This is a genomic window from Methanoregula boonei 6A8, assembly GCF_000017625.1.
Taxonomy (GTDB): domain Archaea; phylum Halobacteriota; class Methanomicrobia; order Methanomicrobiales; family Methanospirillaceae; genus Methanoregula; species Methanoregula boonei.
The window spans coordinates 359104-375030 of the sequence record NC_009712.1 but is presented as its reverse complement, the minus strand read 5'-3'; the positions used below and the strand labels follow the sequence as shown (position 1 = coordinate 375030).

Genomic DNA, 15927 nt, shown 5'->3' with positions numbered 1-15927 from the left:
CATTCACCCCCCCACCCCCGTAATCACCCCCACCACCTGCCGGGCCGTCTCTGGGTCAATAACCCGAGCGAGTACAAGCCCGGCCATTGAGACAAACAGGGTCCAGAAGACTTTTTTTGTCTGCTCATTTTTCCCGAACATCTCCATCGCGGCATCCACATCCGCCTTCATCGCCCGCTGGATCAGCTTGGGCAGGAAGACAAAGAGCGGAAGGAATAGTACCGCAGCACCGATGAACGCGAGGGTCACTTCCGCCCGGCCCGCCAGAAAGATCCCGACCGGGACCGCAAACAGGTCTGCGAGTATCGAGGCCATCGCAACCTCGCCGAACCAGAAGTAATGCCGTTTCTCTGCGTAGTTTTCCCGCTCTGCATCGGTCAGCGCGGACACATCGAAGATGCCGAGCATGGAGAGCATCCCGTACCAGACCGCGTGTGTCTCCTCCGGGTCTGCAACAAGGCCGAGAAAGAGAATCCCGACCGGCACGATAAGCAGGATGACCGGGAAATGTGCGAGGAGAAAGATGGCACCGAGCAGGATCCCGGTGCCGCAAATCGCACACCGGGTCTGGGTCTCGTTCTCAAACATTGTCATCACCCGCGATCATAAACTCGAAGACCGGGCTTGAAAATCCCCCCATCTCCGGGCTGAAATCCCGGTTCCCGCCTATCCGGGCCCGCTTTTGGACGCCGGTCCGGATCTGCACGGTGTGGATCCCCGGCGCCCGCGGGTAGACCCGGCGGCCATCTGTGTCCCTCATCTCCCGGTACGGCGGGATGGAAAACCAGTCCGGCCAGAACCGGATGCCGTGCGGGATATCGGTTCCCCGTATCAAATCCGGGAGTCTCCGTGGGGACAGGTTGTCGTAGATGAGATCGATTATCAGGTTCTCGTCTCCTCTCTCCGGGTTCAGGTCCAGCTCGTAGAAGATCGGATTGCGCCGGACCTCCTCCTGGATCAGGGGTTTGTCGATCGTAAGCGGTTCGAGCCCGGAGAATTTTCCCCGGTAGATACCGGTCACCTTCGCGACTGGTTCTCTTGCGGGGTTATCCGGCATGGCGCAGCCCCGACAGTTGTTCGTGTTCGTTCCGGAGTTCCTTAAACTCCTCAACGATTTCGTCGTACCTGCCAATCTTCTGGTAGATGACGAGCAGAAGGGGATAGACCGGGAGCACCGCTCCAAGGACGATCCCCAGTATTTCAGTTTCCATGGCTTAACCTCCTCATGTAGTTTTTTTTGTAAAATCAGCCCGGCAGCGAGGAGAGGAGACCGTGACCGGTCTCCTCTCTTCCCTGCAATGGACTGGCGGGCAGAGGGCAGACTGCTTTTTTGTGATCCGGGGATCTCCTCACGCAAGCGCGGGAACCGTATCGGCCCAGGCCTCGACCTTTGCCCGGATTGCATCATCCTCGTACGAGGTGAGGGACACCTTGCTCCGGGTGAACGTCAGGTCGTAGAGCTCCCCGTTCTGGTCATGGCACTTGATGGTCGCCGAGTACGTCTCGGATTCGATATCCCGGGCGGGGATGCCGCCGTGGGCAGCGGCAAGCGCGGTGTCGGCAAGGAGGGCTGCGGCACCGGCATTGAAACCGGCAACGGTGTTGAACTTGCCGGAATCGTTCCCGACTACCTTTGCCTCGTTGTCCTGGTAGAGGATCTTTACAACGTAGCTCTCTTTTGCCTTCTCGACCGGCGCATGTGTCACGCCGGCGCTGATGTAGGGCACGCAGCCGAACGGGTTCGTTGCGATGACCGACTGGACAAGTGCGTCGAAGCTTGCGATATCTTCGATCGGGTCTGCGAGTGTGCGGATCGCGGATTTTACTTCCGTGTGTTGTACGAAATCTCCCATGTGTGTCAACTCCTTTTTTAGGCCGGACCCGCTCCGCGGATCCGGCATGGTTCCCGGCAGGGTCTTCGCGCATCTCCTGCCGGCCCGGGATTTTTCCCGGGGTCTCTGGGGCCCTTTTGACATATTACTCTACGACGTAAGAGAGGATATCTCTGGCTGAATAAATTTCCGGGAGGCAAAACAGGGCAATTTGCGAGGGTTTTAGAGCAATCCGGGGCAGGAAACTCGCCGGACAATTTCGCAAAAATGGGAAGGGGGGGTTCTACGTCGTAAGAGGGGTCATTTTACCAGAAAGGGCATATCTTCGTTTCCAGGCCCTGTTTATTCAAGAATGGGCTAAAACACGATCGACCCAAACTTTCGCCGCTATAATGCTGCTATCTGTTACCTCTGGTTCTCCAGCGTAAAAAGGGGTGTTTCCGGCCGAATTATTACCGTTTTTTTCGGAATTATTACCTCTGGAAGAGAGGTCAGGGGTAAACGGAGCCCGATTTGGGCGTATTTTTGAGCCATTCCAAAAAAAGGGATGAAGGGTACCCCCCCGGGGAATCCGGGACGGTGAAAAAAGGACACGTTTTAAACCGAGGAAAAGGGGGCGGGTTCCTCCCCGCAGGGGAGGATCACGCTAGTGAACCTTGTGCGGGGAATAGCCCCCTTTTAGGAAAAAATTACTTTTTCCCGGCTGTACAGGTTTTTTGCCGCGTTTCCCCCGGAGAGGAGCATGCCGTCCTGCCCGAGCTCGATAAGAGAGTCTGGCGTGAGGCGTAAGAACCGCCACGTGCCATGCCGTGAGCGGAGCCAGAGTTCACGCGAAATGTCCGTATGCACCGGGATCCGGCCGAGCCTGAAAAGCTCGTCCCGGAACTCGTTTACGAGCTCTGCGGCCGGTGCATGAATCCGTGAACAATAGGTGACACGTACAAATGCGAGAGGGATTGCCGAGACGATCGTAAAATCATACAGGTTTTCCGGGGCACGCACCGCGGCCTGGGTTGTGCCGCGCCTGCGTGCAATGGGAAGAGCGTCAGAGAGGGCCCGGTACGGAGGCGAGCCCCGTTTCATGCCTCACATCCCGGATCCGGTGTACCGTCATCATTCCGGTATTCCTTTGGGGGATGCCCGGAATGTGCCGGTCCCGTACCACTCCCCGGGGCGAGTTCCTTTGGCAGGGATCGTGTCCGGACCGAGATGTTGTAATGGTGCCAGTGCGTGCGTTTCACGCTGATCCGATATACGGAGTCACCTATCCTGTTGATCTGGTGGGCGAGTGCCCGGGGCAGGAGGTAGAGCGGGATTTCGCTCTCTGTCACGGATTTACTCTTCGCCATCTTTATGCCTGCCTCCGGGTACCGGGCGATATACCGGCAGTTCCCGAAAAATTGCCATCACCATTCCTGCCGGGTCTCTTTTGGGAGGATATCCGGACACCGGTTCCCGGTATCGCCGTCCTCCGGAGTACGATCCGGTCCTGGGCAAACCGTTGTTCTTCTTTGCTAACCTTGATGGCATCCTTCCGGGAAACGTCAATGCCATCCTGTCTTATGTGCATGGATCCTATGCTATCACTTCCTTTATTGTCGGCCCGGGAAGCGAGAAAATTTCAAAAAACTATGGTAAGTGAAATTATCATGTATCCGCGGGCGGACCGGGTCCGATCCAGTTCGTCACCTGGATAAACCCGTTCATGCATTTACGGGACAACCCCCGGCTGTCCACGAATGGGGATTTTATTCTGCGATATATATCGATTCTAACGCTCGCGTCTACCAAAAACAGGATGCCTAAAAAGGGCAAAATGAGACCAGTCCTCTCTTGCATAGTGACCGTAAGAAATATGCAGCCAGTTATTTTTCTTGTGCAAAGGATTCCAGTATGACTACAAAAACCCTGAAATCACATGGATTGCTATCCATAACAACACAAGGAAAATACAAAATTTTGAACCGGTTGGCCAGTCCGCGTTTCCCACGACAAAAAATTCTCCTTCGAATGCGTTCCGGAGAAAAAAAACCGCAGATACAAGAAATACGAAACCCACTCCAAGACTCGCTAGAACAAGAGGTTCAAAAATCAGGATATGCATAATCTGGTAAAGTGGATTGTCCCAACTGAGATAGTATCTTTGGAGACCTGTATTCTGGAGACCGATACTCACGAATAGTGACCCCACTGCAGCACAGAGCAATGCCGATATAAGAGGGGCAATCTTTTCTTTTTGTATTCCTACGAAGTCTTTGTTTGTCATCAGATTCCTCTCAAATTTGTACAGTTTAAGGAAAATAAAAAATTGAATGGTTTAATCCGGTTCACACATATGATGTGAGATCATTCGTCCAGGTACCTCCGATTGACTGGCCCGCGGGAATATTATTTACGGGGATATAACGGTTCTAACGCAGTCATCTACCGGATTTACCGGGAAAACCGGCGTGATCGACGACTGATTAATTGAAAGGCAACCGGCAAGATCCACCTTAAAAAACGGACGTACCCGGCCCGGCTATCTCCCGTAACAGACAGCCCGCAGAATTATTATTGACAAAACCACTCCAGGAGCTATTTGCCGGATAATGAAGAGGCGTTATCACAGGATACGGGATATCGACGAGCGCTACCTTTCCATCGTAGGTCACAAAGACATTTACTCTTCTGTTGCTGCCATCCAGCACTTTTATCGAAATATAGTATACTTTATCCTGCGTTTGTGTGCCAACACCCAGATTCGCAGTGCTGACTTCATACATTATAGGCACGGTTATCCATTGCCTGAATGGTTCTGGTGTCGGTAAGGGCAATGCAGATCGCTTCATCTTTGCTGATTTTATTCTCTGATACACAACCGGCAGCGGCCATGAAAATAATTAAGATGGCAATCAGTGCACCTATGTTAAAAAATGTTTTTGGGTTTTTCCTTTTCATAGCAGCCTCCGGGTTTTAGATCCAGGTGGTAATTTTGTACGAATTGGCCCCTGAAGGTAGTGTCATGCTGTCCTGTACCGGAGATATTGAGTAATGCTTGTGTGGTTTTTGGGTAAATTCCAATAAGGGACCCGGGAGTAACCAGGACGATCTTATAATTACGCTCCATTATCCGAAAACCCATCAGAATTTTCCTTTTCGATTTAACATAATCACGATACCACAACCCACTGCAAAGACCAGGATGATGGGGAAGACTGAGCTCTCCTTTGGCGTTTGGGGAACCTGACCTGAAGCGTGCACGGTCTGGATTGGCGTAAGTGCCGTGCTTTCTGTACGGGGAACCGGTTCCATGGCCGGGATAACGATCAGGTTTTGTTCAGTTCCGATAATGATGGATTTTCTGTCCGGAGAAACACCAATGGATCGTACTTCGCTGTCAACGGGATATTCATCCAGGCGATTCCCGGTTATGTTGAACATAGCGATAGCCTTGCCATCCCCGAGAACCAGACTGTTTCCCGTGTCGGTGATCGCGATTCCCTGCGATCCGGATTCAAGGGATGCATTCCATACGATAGAGCCGTTGCGATCAACGCCGTATACAAATCCTTCCAGGGTCCGGACAACGATCAGATTCGCGTCTCCTGACATAACAATTGCCGAAGGTGTCCCGGCAAATGAGCGCTCGATCTGTCTGCCACCAGTCCGGTTAAACAGCAAAAGGTTGCCGTTACGCTCGTTCAGGACGGCGGTTACCGATCCGTCGTCACTGATCGCAGCAGTGTTCGTCCCTCTGGTCTGGTAATTCCAGAGCAGCGTACCATTTTTGTCCAGTACAAAAAGGTCATGGGGATTGAGCGGTTCGCCATATATTTTGTTAGAATAATAATTACTCTCCCCTGTTGCCACGATAGTGCTACTGTCGGCGGAGGTCGTGAGTGAGAGCACCGGTGCGTCTACCCGGGCTGTCCAACAGGCGGTGCCTTCGCGATCAAGATTGATGATCCGGCCATCATTCATACCAATAAAAATATTCTGGTTATCGTAGGAGATCGTTGATGTGAGCGGCGGGCTGTATGTAGGATATTCCCACGATCTCGCACCGGACCTGTCAAAAAGGATTACCTTGTTTGATGAAGTATTTGTAACAGAGCCATGGCAACAGGCAGGCACAAGCTGGGTAACGATAAGATACTGCCCGTCAGGAGCAACACTGACTGACGAGATCCAGGGAGATTGTTCGGCGGATAAGGTGGCATTCCAGAGGAATGATCCGTTCCCGTCATATACGAAAAAATTTGGATCATAAGGGTAATTCACGGTTACAAGGTTCCCGTTATCTGCGATGTGGATCAGAGGAGACTGGTTACCACTTGGACTGGTTAATGGGAGCAGGATATCATTGGTTTGTTGTAATGTACGTGATTGTCCCACTACCGGAGCGGAACAAAACAGTGTAAGAAGGATCACAAAGAGGACGGTTATGGTTATTTTCTTTTTCATAGGTGACACCATAAAAATAAAAAAAATAAATTAGTTCCTTACATAAAGGATTGCGTGCACAGGATTAGGCTGTCCCGAGAAGACATTCCAGTTCTCCCAATATACCGCGCCCGAGGTTGTTGGCCACGGATCATAAATGTACAGATACTGTGATACCGGAGTCGTCGTAGTATAGGAATATCCTGTGATCGCTCTTGCATGATAGGATGACGTCTCATACCGGTCAGTGTGTATCGGGCGATTTGAGTTCATCTCACTTACAATATTATCATACGTGAACATGCCGGTGTAGCTGATTGAGGTTCCCATTTTAGCCAACCCGCCGTTTGCAATCGTATTAAGATAATAGTTGGAGCGTGTGGTCTCGATCGATGCACCATCATCAGGATTCGCTATACCCATTGTTGTTGCAATGCCCCGCTGGGTTCGTGAATAGCCGTAGTATGCAGAAATCATTTTTGCAGTTGCAAAGCTACACCAGTTTGTGCTTTCCTGTGGATAAAGAGTGAAACCGTTAATCGTTTTTGTCACTGTTGCCATCGGAGAGAGAGATTGTGCACTTACGGTTTTAAGAGCAGTCTGCTCGGAATCCCACCGTGCTGCACGTCCTGCCAGATCTGCAGGAGGAATTGCATTATAGAATGAGACCTGGCCGGCCGCGGGTATAATTGAATAATCATAGGCATCGATTACCAGGGAAGTACTTCCGGATCCTGCCGCTGTGAATCTGATTATTGCCCCTATATTCGGGTAATTGTAGCATACAAGATCGATCGAATCGATTTTTGCGTTCTTGTACTGCTGATTGAGAATTCCTGTTGCTTTTGATCGGATATTTTTGAGATCGATTGCCGGCGCTCCCGATCCGATTGTTACAACAGATGATCCGAGTACTTTACTGGCGGCAATTTTGATCTCTCCAATCCGGTTTCCTTTTTTCTCCACGGAGAATAAATAAAATAACTTCTTCCCATTTACATCAAAGATGATGTTTGGTTTCGGATTGACCGTTGCACCATTCCAGTTTTCATCAAGTGCATTTCTGCCGATAAAGTCTTTTACGGCCGCGGTCGCTGACTGGAATGCAGTATCAGGAGACACGTAATTACTCTCTATTGCCGTTGCGACATCCGGAGTAATTGCTGTTCCCATTGCGCTCACCATCGGTACCATCGCCATCGCTGCCAGCAGCAGTGCCAGCAGGATGATGCCGTATTTTATGGGTTTCATTTTTTCCTCCTTTTTACATACGCTCCGCTCGAAAGGACATGGCGAATCATCATAAATCACGATAATGTGCTCATGCCACGGAGAGCGGGGCCGGGCCCGGCAAAGTCCGTCGTCTTGCAAGACCCGGTATTTTGGGACAACCCCCGGCTGCCCCGCGGGAAATCTCATTTCAGGAGATATAACGGTTCTAACGCCCGGGTCTACCGGATTCCTGATCGGTAGACGCTTGCGTTAGAAGCGTTAAGAGCCGGATTCCAAAACCCGCTAAAACGGTATACTATGAAAGTATCCGTAGCGACCCTCGCAATCCTGGTCTGCGCCATCGTGCTCATATCGGGAGTTTCTGCACAGGATGTCGACAAAAGTGCCGGGTATTCCGTAAGCCCGGCCGGAAACCTGCGCCTGCCCGCGGTTGTGTCTCCCATGACCGCCGGTTCTATTTCCCAGGGGGAAACGGACTGGTATTCGGTCAGTGTCCCTTCGGGAAAGTCCTCCCTTACCGCTGACCTCAACTGGGGATATGTCCCCGATTCCCTCTCGCTTTCGGTTATCGCCCCGGATGGGACGCTCGGCCCGTATTACGATGCTTCCGACAGCGTAAAGGATGGGAGAATTTTCCTTACATTCAGCAGGACCGGCGGAATTGCACCCGGCACATGGAGGTTCAAGGTGTACGGGGAGACCGTTCTCGGGATCCAGGGTTATAATTTTGTCACGTATTAACACAAAACCATAAATCTGATATTCATCCGTGAGAACCATTCATCCATGAAACCCTGGCCGGTGAGGGCAGTTGCCCTCATTATTTTTATCGCCCTTGCCTGCGTGCCGGCTGTTACCGCCAGTTATGGCGGATACAGCGTGGCCCCGGGCGGGGCCGGCGCCGTACAGGGTCAGCCCCAGGATCCTGTACCGATATCATTCTTCGATCTCACCCTGCGGGAGATGCTCATTGCTGTGGCGCTGTCGTTTTGCCCGGTGCTTGCCTACCCGGTCGAGATCTTCTTTTACCTGAAACTTCTTGCAGCCCTCGGGTACCGGAAGGTCGGGCAGAATGCCATCCTATGGAACCGGAACCGCCGGGAAATCTTTGCGTGCATTGCGGCAAACCCGGGCGTGAGGTTTACGGCCCTCGAACGGATGACCGGGATAAAGGAAGGCACCCTGAAGTACCACCTGCTGATCCTTGAGGCAAAAAGGAGGATTGTATCCTTTGGCAGCGGCAGGTCGCTACGGTATTTCGAGAATAACGGCCGGTACAGCGAGCTTGAAAAGAAGGTCTTTTTCCACCTGCAGAACCCGACGACAAGGAGGATTCTTGAAATTCTTGCCGCGTCTCCCGAGGTCTCAAGGAAGGATATCGCCGGGATCGTGGGCATTGCCGGCCCGTCGATCACGTGGCACACGAGGCGATTAACTGGGGACGGGATTATTTCCACCAGCAAAAAGGGAAAGGCTGTCCGCTATACCTTTTGTCCTGCCGGATTGAATGTGTTCAGGCAGTTTACCGGGGAAGGTGCCGGAGCGTCATCCGGGAGCGCGGACAGCCGGATGAGCTGGCGGGAACAATCGTCTAAACATAACCCATGAGGGAGTGATACTGCCAATAAAATTTCTTTATGTGTTTTTACTTTGGGGACATTATGGGAACTAACGTGAAGAGGGAGAACACCTACAAGTCATTACCGGTAATGTCTGATTTTTTAGATATATGTCCGGTTTTTTGGCGCTCCAGATACCAGGTTTTTGGGAAACGGATTTTTTTAAAAATGACCGGGTGCTGTATTGTTGCCGGGTTTTTGGTTGAGACACATACACTTTTTTATACCCATTACCCAACAACAGGTACTAAAGAGAACAACTATGGTGCCGCAGGTAATCCCGCAAAAGAAACTGAAGAGTCCGGTATTTATGAGACTCGGTCATGCGGTACCCTCACTCCGTTCACGTTTCGGCGTAAAAAGAATCGGGATATTCGGATCCTTTGCCCGCAGTGAGGAGAAGCGTACCAGCGATGTCGATATACTGGTGGAGTTTGCCGACGGGCAGGCAACCTTTGATAATTTCATGCAGTTGGTTTATTTTCTTGAAGATCTCCTGGGCAGAAAAGTGGATCTCCTGACGGTGGGAAGTATTGACAAATATATCCGGTCCCGGGTTGAACGCGAGGTGATCTGGATTGAAGGATGACCGGGTATATCTCCAGCATATCCTGGATGAGATCGAATATCTGGATTCTCTCCGGCCGACGATAACCTATGAATCTCTCCTGAATAATAAAACAACTGAACACGCGGTAACCCGTTCACTGGAGATCATTGGTGAAGCTGCAAAGAATGTCCCGGACAGGATCCGTAAAGAGAATCCGAAGATCCCATGGAAGTTCATGGCCGGGCTCCGCGATAAGGTCATCCACGGCTATTTTGCAATCAATTATGAAATTGTATGGGATGTGATCAAGAACAAACTGCCCGAACTTGAACCTGAGATCCAATCCCTTTGCGATGCAATGGGGCCGGATGTGGATTAATCCTTACCGGTTCTGATGTTTTTTAGGATACCCTTTAAAAAGCGGGTGGATACAGCCGATCTTTTTTCCTGGCACCGGGCGTTATTGAAGAGAGAATTTGCATTGTGCTTAAAATTCCGGTGGCTGGTGAGATTTTTCCGGAAAAACCCGGGCGCCCTTGTCCAGAATGATATTTTGGAGCCGGGGGGTAAGCGCCCGGGATTACTGTATCGATCCGGGTTGACGAACATGAGTCACCAGACACCGGATGAGATATATGCCGGCGGGGCGGATAAATTTGTCGACTATAGTCTGCGATAAACACATCCCCCATTCTTGGCAACGATTTCACTAGTGACATCGGAACGAGAAGAGATCTTTGGCAAAATTATCCGGGAAGAACGAAAAGCCAAAGAGATATCCCAGGAAAGACTTGCCAGACTCACCGGTCTCGATCGGACATTCATTAGTCTCATTGAAAACGGCAAGCGAAGCCCCACCTTCTCCACGATTTTGAAGATTTGTTCGGCCATTGAAATCGATCCTTCTGAACTCTTCTCGATTTACGAGAAGAAGGATCCGGATTACCACGTCAGGAAACGGGGGAAGTAACGCTGATCCACCCGGGTTTTGCCTGGTGCCTGTACTGGCGGTGACTCCCTTTTGTTGCAGCAAGGTACCATCCATCGGCCCGTTATTCTTCCTTCATGAGTTTCCCGATCTGAGCCTTAAGCACCGGCAGTTCCTCATGGATGCTGGTCCACAAAAGATTCCAGTCTACCCGGAAATACCGGTGCGTAACAATGTCCCGGATACCGGCAAGACCGCTCCAGTCCACTTCCGGGTGGCGGGAAATAAGTTCCTGGGGCAGATTCTTAGAAGCTTCGCCAATGATCTGGATATTGCGGAGAATGGCATCCTGTGTGCGTTGATCCTCCATGAGCAGATCAAAAGAATAACCGGCACAGAATGTTTCGATCTTTTCTATAGCCTGGAAAATATCGTATAGCAGGAGCGCAGCAGTACGTTTTTCAGGCATACACAACCTCATGCATCACCCGGTCGCGGATGAGCGGGTGGAGGCCGTCTGGTGTGACAAGGTCGATCCGGAGATTGAACTTTTGGGAAAGCAGGTCTTTGAGGTGCACAAATGCCAGCATCCCGATCGGCCGGGAGAATTCCACTACGAGGTCGAGATCGCTCTCGTCTGTCTGCGCTTTTTTTGCGTACGAGCCAAAGATCCCGATCCTTTTCACATGGTACTGCTCTTCGAGCTCGTGCCTCATGCCCCGCAGCTGGTCCAGTATCCCGGCAGTGTCCTGCATATGCTTAGTGGGAGATATGGGCATTTCCCCTATATGAGCGATATGGCAGGAAGAAGGGACGGGAGATAAGGATTTTTGCCGGGGATATCCCGGCCAGGGGCTGCCGGCAAACCGTCTCTTACTGTTTCCCGCCCAGCATTCTGCCGATCCTGAAAACAGGTAGACGTACGAGTTAGAATCCTTATATTTGCCGTCGCGAATCGCACAAGCGTGGACAGCCGGGGGGTTGTCCCAAAAATGAAGGTTCGGGTTCACCCCAGTCTTTGCGAAACCGAATGAACCCGTGACCGCCCGAAGGCATGGGATTATTCCCCCTGATTCTATGAAGGTTTTCCCATGCCCTCCGAGCGGAGCAAAAGGAGGAATGGAAAAATGAAAACATTGAAAACTGGCGGCATGCTGCTGGCATTGCTGTTGGCGGCGATGGTACCGATGGTGAGTGCAGACGATTCCGCGGCACAAGGAGATACTAGTGATCAAAATATTGTCTCCTTATATCAACCGATTCACAATGAAATCCAGATCAATGTCTCCACGGCCATAAACGAAAGAATCACAACCCATGATCAATACTACAAAGACCTGTCTAGTAGCTTGGTAAAAAAGTATCAGACAAATCTAGATTCAATTATTGATATTCTTGAAATTAAAACGGGGCAACAACTTTCGGCAAAGCAACGGGACACGGTAAAACAGATCATAGTTGCAGAAGATCTGAATAAAGTCGTTCAAGAGAATCGTAAGAAAGAACTGGGAGTGAACGCCACCCAAATGCGCATACTACAAGTTCAACCGGATAACGTCCAAATGAAATCAGGTAATCTCCAACTTACCGCTCTTCCGAATTCACTCACCCTCATCCAAGTGGCTGTGGATGTAAACGGAGGCACTGGACGTGACGGGAATAATATTGCCTACACGGTAAATGGGGGAAATCAACTCTACAGTATAATCTACAACACCCATCCCGGGTCATATACGTACTATGAATGCCATTTTCGGGATGAAGATGTACCCGATTCTGCTTCAAGTGATGCAGTATACGATGCGTATCGTTTGGCAGTTTACGGCACCATCGAAGATACTCAGAGTTTTATTGTCTATTCGAATGGGACCATCGAGTTTGGCAGCAACCGGGATAATGGCTATACCTACGGATATATTATCGGGCAGCATGGGAGTATTACTCGTCCGTTTGGATCGTCTACCCGGATATACCTAAGCAATGTATGGAATCATGCTATGGACACCTATGACAGAAATTCCAATATGGCGAAAATTACCTATTCCTACTAAAAATATTATTTATTTTTTTGACGGCAGTGATGATTATGACGAGCAAAAATATGATCGCACAAACCGAAACAATCTTGAAATACTGCGTGCTTGGACTTCTCATAGTCTTTGCGCTGGCCACCTTGTTTGCATTTGTCATCAACTGGGAAACCTGGTTTTTTGGGAGAAAACTCGACGGGCTTCCGGCCGGGATCGCCCTTGGAGTAACGTGGCTTGCAGCAGCCCTGCTTGCAGCCGCATTGATTAAATTCCCCCGGATGGACCCGTTACTCGGGGGATTGACGGCGGTCTATTTTGGATTCCTGTTTGTCAATTCATCTATGACGATCCAAAAAGTGTCGTACACTCACCAGGGTTTTTCACCGGTTCTCGCGGCATTCGCAATCCTTTCAATTGCTTTCTTCATTGTCGCTCTAATAAAGAGATATCAGGAGAACTCCAAAATACGCCCGTAAAACCGTCCGATCCCACAGGAAACGAAAAAAGGCAAATATAATGTCCCATTTGCCGAAATACGCCAAATTTGAGTCCCGTATAATGCCCATAAACGGCCCATAGACGCGATTCTACGGCATCTTTTTTCGGGAATGGTCAAATGCCTGTTTGAGGTGAGATCAGGGCAGGAAAGAGCTTCTATGAGGACGTTCTATTTCGCCCGATTGCAAAAATACGGCCTATTTGGGCTTGGATTTATTTTCCGGGAAACGGAGCCCGATACGGGCCCGGAAAAGGGCAATCCGGGCTCAATTTGAACCCGGATGGGATGAAGTGGTACGAGGGGATACCGCGATCCAATCCGGAAAGGAGGAGATCACCCGGTATGCCGGAGTTCCTCTTCACACCAGTCAAGAACCGTCCCTGAAATTGCGATAGCCCTCTGGTATTCCTCTTCGCGTACCGGTCCCGAAACATGCGGATACCGCGTGGCAATGGCAAACCGCGTGAGTTTTGCTGCTTCCTTTACCGGTTCCGGAACAGCAACGCCATTTTTCATCAGGAGAGTGACAAGAGCGGCCATATCGTGGATGTAGGGAAATTCAATCCGGTGCCGGATGCAGACTGCCTTTAATCCTTTCTCGGCGGCCTGTTGTGCATTAAAACAGAGATCTTCCCGGTAAATGGCTGCGTCACACCGGTTTTTGGCAATCGCGAGATTGGAGCGTGCCCGATTGAGCCATTCTTCCGGATCTTCAGGTGAGAGCCTGTCCTGCATGGTAGACCTCCGTGCCCTGCCGGAATGCCGGGTACACCACAAAGTAGGGCGAGTTGCGGTACCGCTCGGCATCCCGGGATGAGATAACGATGACATCGACGGCCCGGCCGATTCCCACAAGATGCATGTAGATCTCTTCGGTCAGCGCACCGGGATCAAATTCCCCGTCCTTTATGACCAGGAGATCGATATCGCTTGAGGGCCCCATCTCTCCCCGTGCCCCGGAGCCGAAAAGGATGATCTTTTCCGGGTGTGCACACGCAACAATGTTCCGGATAATCTCGCCGAGCTCCCGGGGGTCCGCCGATCCCTGCGTCATCTTTTCCCTGCGTGGTCCCGATCTGGTCTTCGCATAATGATTACCTTTGTACTACCGGTCTATTAATCTTCATGGTCTCCAGGGGGTACGAAGCCGGCAGGAGACTTGGGAACTCCGGGACGTTTCAACAGGGACATACCCCCCACGGCCTGAAAGGGGATAAGGCCCGGTCACCGGACGAATTCAACGTCTTCGATATCCTCAAATTCACGATCCCCCGTGAGGAACGGAATTTCTTGCCGGCGGGAAACAGCGTAGCCGACACAATCGATCGTAGAAAGTTTTTTGCCGGCACCCGTTGTTTTTCTTCTCATGGCCGCACCCTCGCAATAATCTCCATCCGTGGTTGACAGAAGGGTGACCATCTTTCGGACACGGGCCATCACCTGCCGGGTTTTGTCCGGGTAGTCCCTGCACACGGCAAATGTAACTTCGCAGATGTTGAACTCTGTTGTTACCAGATTCCCGTTAATGTAGGGAATGTAACGTTCGTTTCCTTTGAGAATCTCAATGAGTGCGTATGAATCCGCAAAAAAAGATGCCATCTCTAATCGCGCATTTCGTCCCGGAATTCCTGCGTATCGATCTTCCAGTCGGGGAGCAGCCCGAAGATCCCTTGTGGGGATATCTTTCTTTTGGCCCGGTTTTTCTTTGCCGCTCCCGCAGAAGCCTGTATGATCGCGGGGTTATGGATGACAGATGTCATAGACACTTACCTGATGACTATGTGGATTTTTCACCAGAAATACGTTTCTTTGGGCGGCGGGGATTTTTTAGATAACACTCGTCGATGCTCTACCCCACCATTTGCCGATCGGGACTCCGGTAGACGTACGCGTTAGAATCCTTATATCTGCCGTCGCGAATCGCACAAGCGTGGACAGCCGGGGGGTTGTCCCACAATCAAGAGGTCGGGCCCGCCCCACGTCGAATTGCGGCTGGACCCGGTCCCGCCCGCAGGCATGGGATTATTCCCCCCTGATCCTATGAAGGTTTTCCCATGCCCTCCGAGCGGAGCAAAAGGAGGAACGGAAACATGAAAACATTGAAAACTGGCGTCATGCTGCTGGCATTGCTGCTGGCGGCGATGGCGATGGTACCGATGGTGAACGCGGCGGATATACAGGCAGCTGATGCCCATCAAGCGTCATCTGACGCTGTAATCGATTCATCTCTCAAGGGAATTGTCATACAGACAGATCCCTATACCTATGTCTTCACTGGAAAAACTGACAACAAGACGGCAAGCGTCGACCACCTGATGACAAACCTGAACAAAAAGACGAAAAGTGTTGCTACGGCAAGCTCCGGAACTCCGGTATCCGGTGCGAACAGCGCCAGCCTGCCGCTCTTTGGCAGTTCCATCTACCAGAGGACTACTATTACCGGATCATATGATGGGGGATGGACATCTCCCTACAGCAAGTACGTAAGTGGAAATCTCCTTTCCAATTGGCAGGGGACAAGCCCGTATTATGCGGACAAGATTACCCTAGCATCCCAAGTATCCGCATCCGGTGTCGGTGTCTCAATTAGCATGCCGGGCGGCAGCATGGGGTACCAGGATATCGGCGGTAACAGGCTCGCCTATTCTGACTACTGGACAAATGCATATGCAGTCACTCATAGCTACACAAACTTCCTGGCACAGAGCTGGGCAACTATTCCCTCAATCCAGGAAAGTGATTCGGGTACCTTCCGGTTCAGTTACTCAGATTATACGGTAAACACATACGTGTCAGTCTAAATTTTTAAAT

At 51.0% G+C, this 15927-nt stretch carries 24 protein-coding genes and 1 pseudogene; 8 read left to right on the top strand and 17 right to left on the bottom strand.

Going from position 1 to position 15927, the window contains the following annotated elements; translation table 11 throughout:
* Nucleotides 1-3: 3 nt before the first annotated feature.
* From MBOO_RS01985 to MBOO_RS01930, 10 genes are all read right to left on the bottom strand, one after another.
* Nucleotides 4-588: a hypothetical protein gene (locus MBOO_RS01985; RefSeq protein ID WP_011991393.1), complete on the bottom strand. Its 585-nt coding sequence runs from the start codon at nt 586-588 to the stop codon at nt 4-6.
* A complete protein-coding gene (locus MBOO_RS01980) occupies nt 581-1057 on the bottom strand; it encodes a hypothetical protein (RefSeq protein WP_011991392.1) in 477 nt (158 codons plus the stop codon). Before MBOO_RS01980 ends, MBOO_RS01985 begins: the two co-directional genes overlap by 8 nt.
* Nucleotides 1047-1211 carry a hypothetical protein gene (locus MBOO_RS14035; protein ID WP_198324441.1) on the bottom strand — a complete coding sequence of 55 codons (165 nt, stop codon included), beginning with the start codon at nt 1209-1211 and terminating at the stop codon, nt 1047-1049. The genes MBOO_RS01980 and MBOO_RS14035 overlap by 11 nt, the downstream gene beginning before the upstream one ends.
* A 138-nt stretch (nt 1212-1349) precedes the next feature.
* The gene (locus MBOO_RS01975) at nt 1350-1853 is read right to left on the bottom strand and encodes a hypothetical protein (RefSeq protein ID WP_011991391.1); all 504 of its coding nucleotides are present in this window, start codon (nt 1851-1853) and stop codon (nt 1350-1352) included.
* 657 nt (nt 1854-2510) lie between these two features.
* Nucleotides 2511-2915, bottom strand: a complete 405-nt coding sequence (locus MBOO_RS01970) for a hypothetical protein (protein WP_011991390.1) — start codon at nt 2913-2915, stop codon at nt 2511-2513.
* A complete protein-coding gene (locus MBOO_RS01965; protein WP_011991389.1) occupies nt 2912-3181 on the bottom strand; it encodes a hypothetical protein in 270 nt (89 codons plus the stop codon). Before MBOO_RS01965 ends, MBOO_RS01970 begins: the two co-directional genes overlap by 4 nt.
* Nucleotides 3182-3729: 548 nt before the next feature.
* Nucleotides 3730-4098, bottom strand: a complete 369-nt coding sequence (locus tag MBOO_RS01950) for a hypothetical protein (RefSeq protein ID WP_011991388.1) — start codon at nt 4096-4098, stop codon at nt 3730-3732.
* A 491-nt stretch (nt 4099-4589) separates the two neighbouring features.
* On the bottom strand, nt 4590-4772 hold the full coding sequence (locus MBOO_RS01940) for a hypothetical protein (protein ID WP_048068212.1): 183 nt from the start codon (nt 4770-4772) through the stop codon (nt 4590-4592).
* Nucleotides 4773-4955: 183 nt separating this feature from the next.
* Nucleotides 4956-6278, bottom strand: a complete 1323-nt coding sequence (locus MBOO_RS01935) for an outer membrane protein assembly factor BamB family protein (protein ID WP_011991386.1) — start codon at nt 6276-6278, stop codon at nt 4956-4958.
* Between the two features lie 30 nt (nt 6279-6308).
* Nucleotides 6309-7508, bottom strand: coding sequence for a C39 family peptidase (locus MBOO_RS01930; RefSeq protein WP_011991385.1), 1200 nt, complete (start codon nt 7506-7508; stop codon nt 6309-6311).
* A 279-nt stretch (nt 7509-7787) separates the two neighbouring features.
* Here MBOO_RS01930 and MBOO_RS01925 point away from each other — a divergent pair, with 279 nt between their 5' ends.
* The 5 genes from MBOO_RS01925 (at nt 7788) to MBOO_RS01900 (ending at nt 10629) form a co-directional block, all read left to right on the top strand.
* The gene (locus tag MBOO_RS01925; protein WP_011991384.1) at nt 7788-8231 is read left to right on the top strand and encodes a pre-peptidase C-terminal domain-containing protein; all 444 of its coding nucleotides are present in this window, start codon (nt 7788-7790) and stop codon (nt 8229-8231) included.
* A gap of 45 nt (nt 8232-8276) precedes the next feature.
* The gene (locus tag MBOO_RS01920; RefSeq protein WP_011991383.1) at nt 8277-9098 is read left to right on the top strand and encodes a winged helix-turn-helix transcriptional regulator; all 822 of its coding nucleotides are present in this window, start codon (nt 8277-8279) and stop codon (nt 9096-9098) included.
* Nucleotides 9099-9419: 321 nt separating this feature from the next.
* Entirely contained in the window at nt 9420-9698 is a 279-nt protein-coding gene (locus tag MBOO_RS01915) for a nucleotidyltransferase family protein (RefSeq protein WP_157677718.1), read from the top strand.
* A complete protein-coding gene (locus MBOO_RS01910) occupies nt 9688-10038 on the top strand; it encodes a HepT-like ribonuclease domain-containing protein (protein WP_011991381.1) in 351 nt (116 codons plus the stop codon). Before MBOO_RS01915 ends, MBOO_RS01910 begins: the two co-directional genes overlap by 11 nt.
* 333 nt (nt 10039-10371) lie before the next feature.
* Nucleotides 10372-10629 carry a helix-turn-helix domain-containing protein gene (locus MBOO_RS01900; protein ID WP_157677562.1) on the top strand — a complete coding sequence of 86 codons (258 nt, stop codon included), beginning with the start codon at nt 10372-10374 and terminating at the stop codon, nt 10627-10629.
* Here the strand turns inward: MBOO_RS01900 and MBOO_RS14235 are convergent.
* From MBOO_RS14235 to MBOO_RS01890, 3 genes and pseudogenes are all read right to left on the bottom strand, one after another.
* A pseudogene (locus MBOO_RS14235) lies at nt 10610-10696 on the bottom strand (hypothetical protein); the annotation flags it as partial. The gene MBOO_RS01900 and the pseudogene MBOO_RS14235 overlap by 20 nt on opposite strands.
* Nucleotides 10697-10711: 15 nt before the next feature.
* Entirely contained in the window at nt 10712-11056 is a 345-nt protein-coding gene (locus MBOO_RS01895; RefSeq protein WP_011991378.1) for a HepT-like ribonuclease domain-containing protein, read from the bottom strand.
* Nucleotides 11049-11342, bottom strand: a complete 294-nt coding sequence (locus tag MBOO_RS01890) for a nucleotidyltransferase family protein (RefSeq protein WP_048068211.1) — start codon at nt 11340-11342, stop codon at nt 11049-11051. The genes MBOO_RS01895 and MBOO_RS01890 overlap by 8 nt, the downstream gene beginning before the upstream one ends.
* Nucleotides 11343-11714: 372 nt before the next feature.
* Here MBOO_RS01890 and MBOO_RS01885 point away from each other — a divergent pair, with 372 nt between their 5' ends.
* Nucleotides 11715-12638, top strand: coding sequence for a hypothetical protein (locus tag MBOO_RS01885; protein ID WP_011991376.1), 924 nt, complete (start codon nt 11715-11717; stop codon nt 12636-12638).
* A gap of 35 nt (nt 12639-12673) precedes the next feature.
* Nucleotides 12674-13093, top strand: coding sequence for a hypothetical protein (locus MBOO_RS01880; protein ID WP_011991375.1), 420 nt, complete (start codon nt 12674-12676; stop codon nt 13091-13093).
* Between the two features lie 356 nt (nt 13094-13449).
* Here MBOO_RS01880 and MBOO_RS01875 read toward each other — a convergent pair whose 3' ends face one another.
* From MBOO_RS01875 to MBOO_RS13740, 4 genes are all read right to left on the bottom strand, one after another.
* Nucleotides 13450-13851 carry a HEPN domain-containing protein gene (locus MBOO_RS01875; RefSeq protein WP_011991374.1) on the bottom strand — a complete coding sequence of 134 codons (402 nt, stop codon included), beginning with the start codon at nt 13849-13851 and terminating at the stop codon, nt 13450-13452.
* Entirely contained in the window at nt 13829-14170 is a 342-nt protein-coding gene (locus tag MBOO_RS01870; RefSeq protein WP_011991373.1) for a nucleotidyltransferase domain-containing protein, read from the bottom strand. The genes MBOO_RS01875 and MBOO_RS01870 overlap by 23 nt, the downstream gene beginning before the upstream one ends.
* Before the next feature lie 170 nt (nt 14171-14340).
* Entirely contained in the window at nt 14341-14715 is a 375-nt protein-coding gene (locus MBOO_RS01865; protein ID WP_011991372.1) for a PIN domain-containing protein, read from the bottom strand.
* A gap of 2 nt (nt 14716-14717) precedes the next feature.
* Nucleotides 14718-14876, bottom strand: a complete 159-nt coding sequence (locus MBOO_RS13740) for a hypothetical protein (protein ID WP_157677561.1) — start codon at nt 14874-14876, stop codon at nt 14718-14720.
* Nucleotides 14877-15206: 330 nt separating this feature from the next.
* Between MBOO_RS13740 and MBOO_RS01860 the strand changes: the two genes are divergently transcribed.
* Nucleotides 15207-15917: a hypothetical protein gene (locus MBOO_RS01860; protein ID WP_011991371.1), complete on the top strand. Its 711-nt coding sequence runs from the start codon at nt 15207-15209 to the stop codon at nt 15915-15917.
* Nucleotides 15918-15927: the final 10 nt, after the last annotated feature.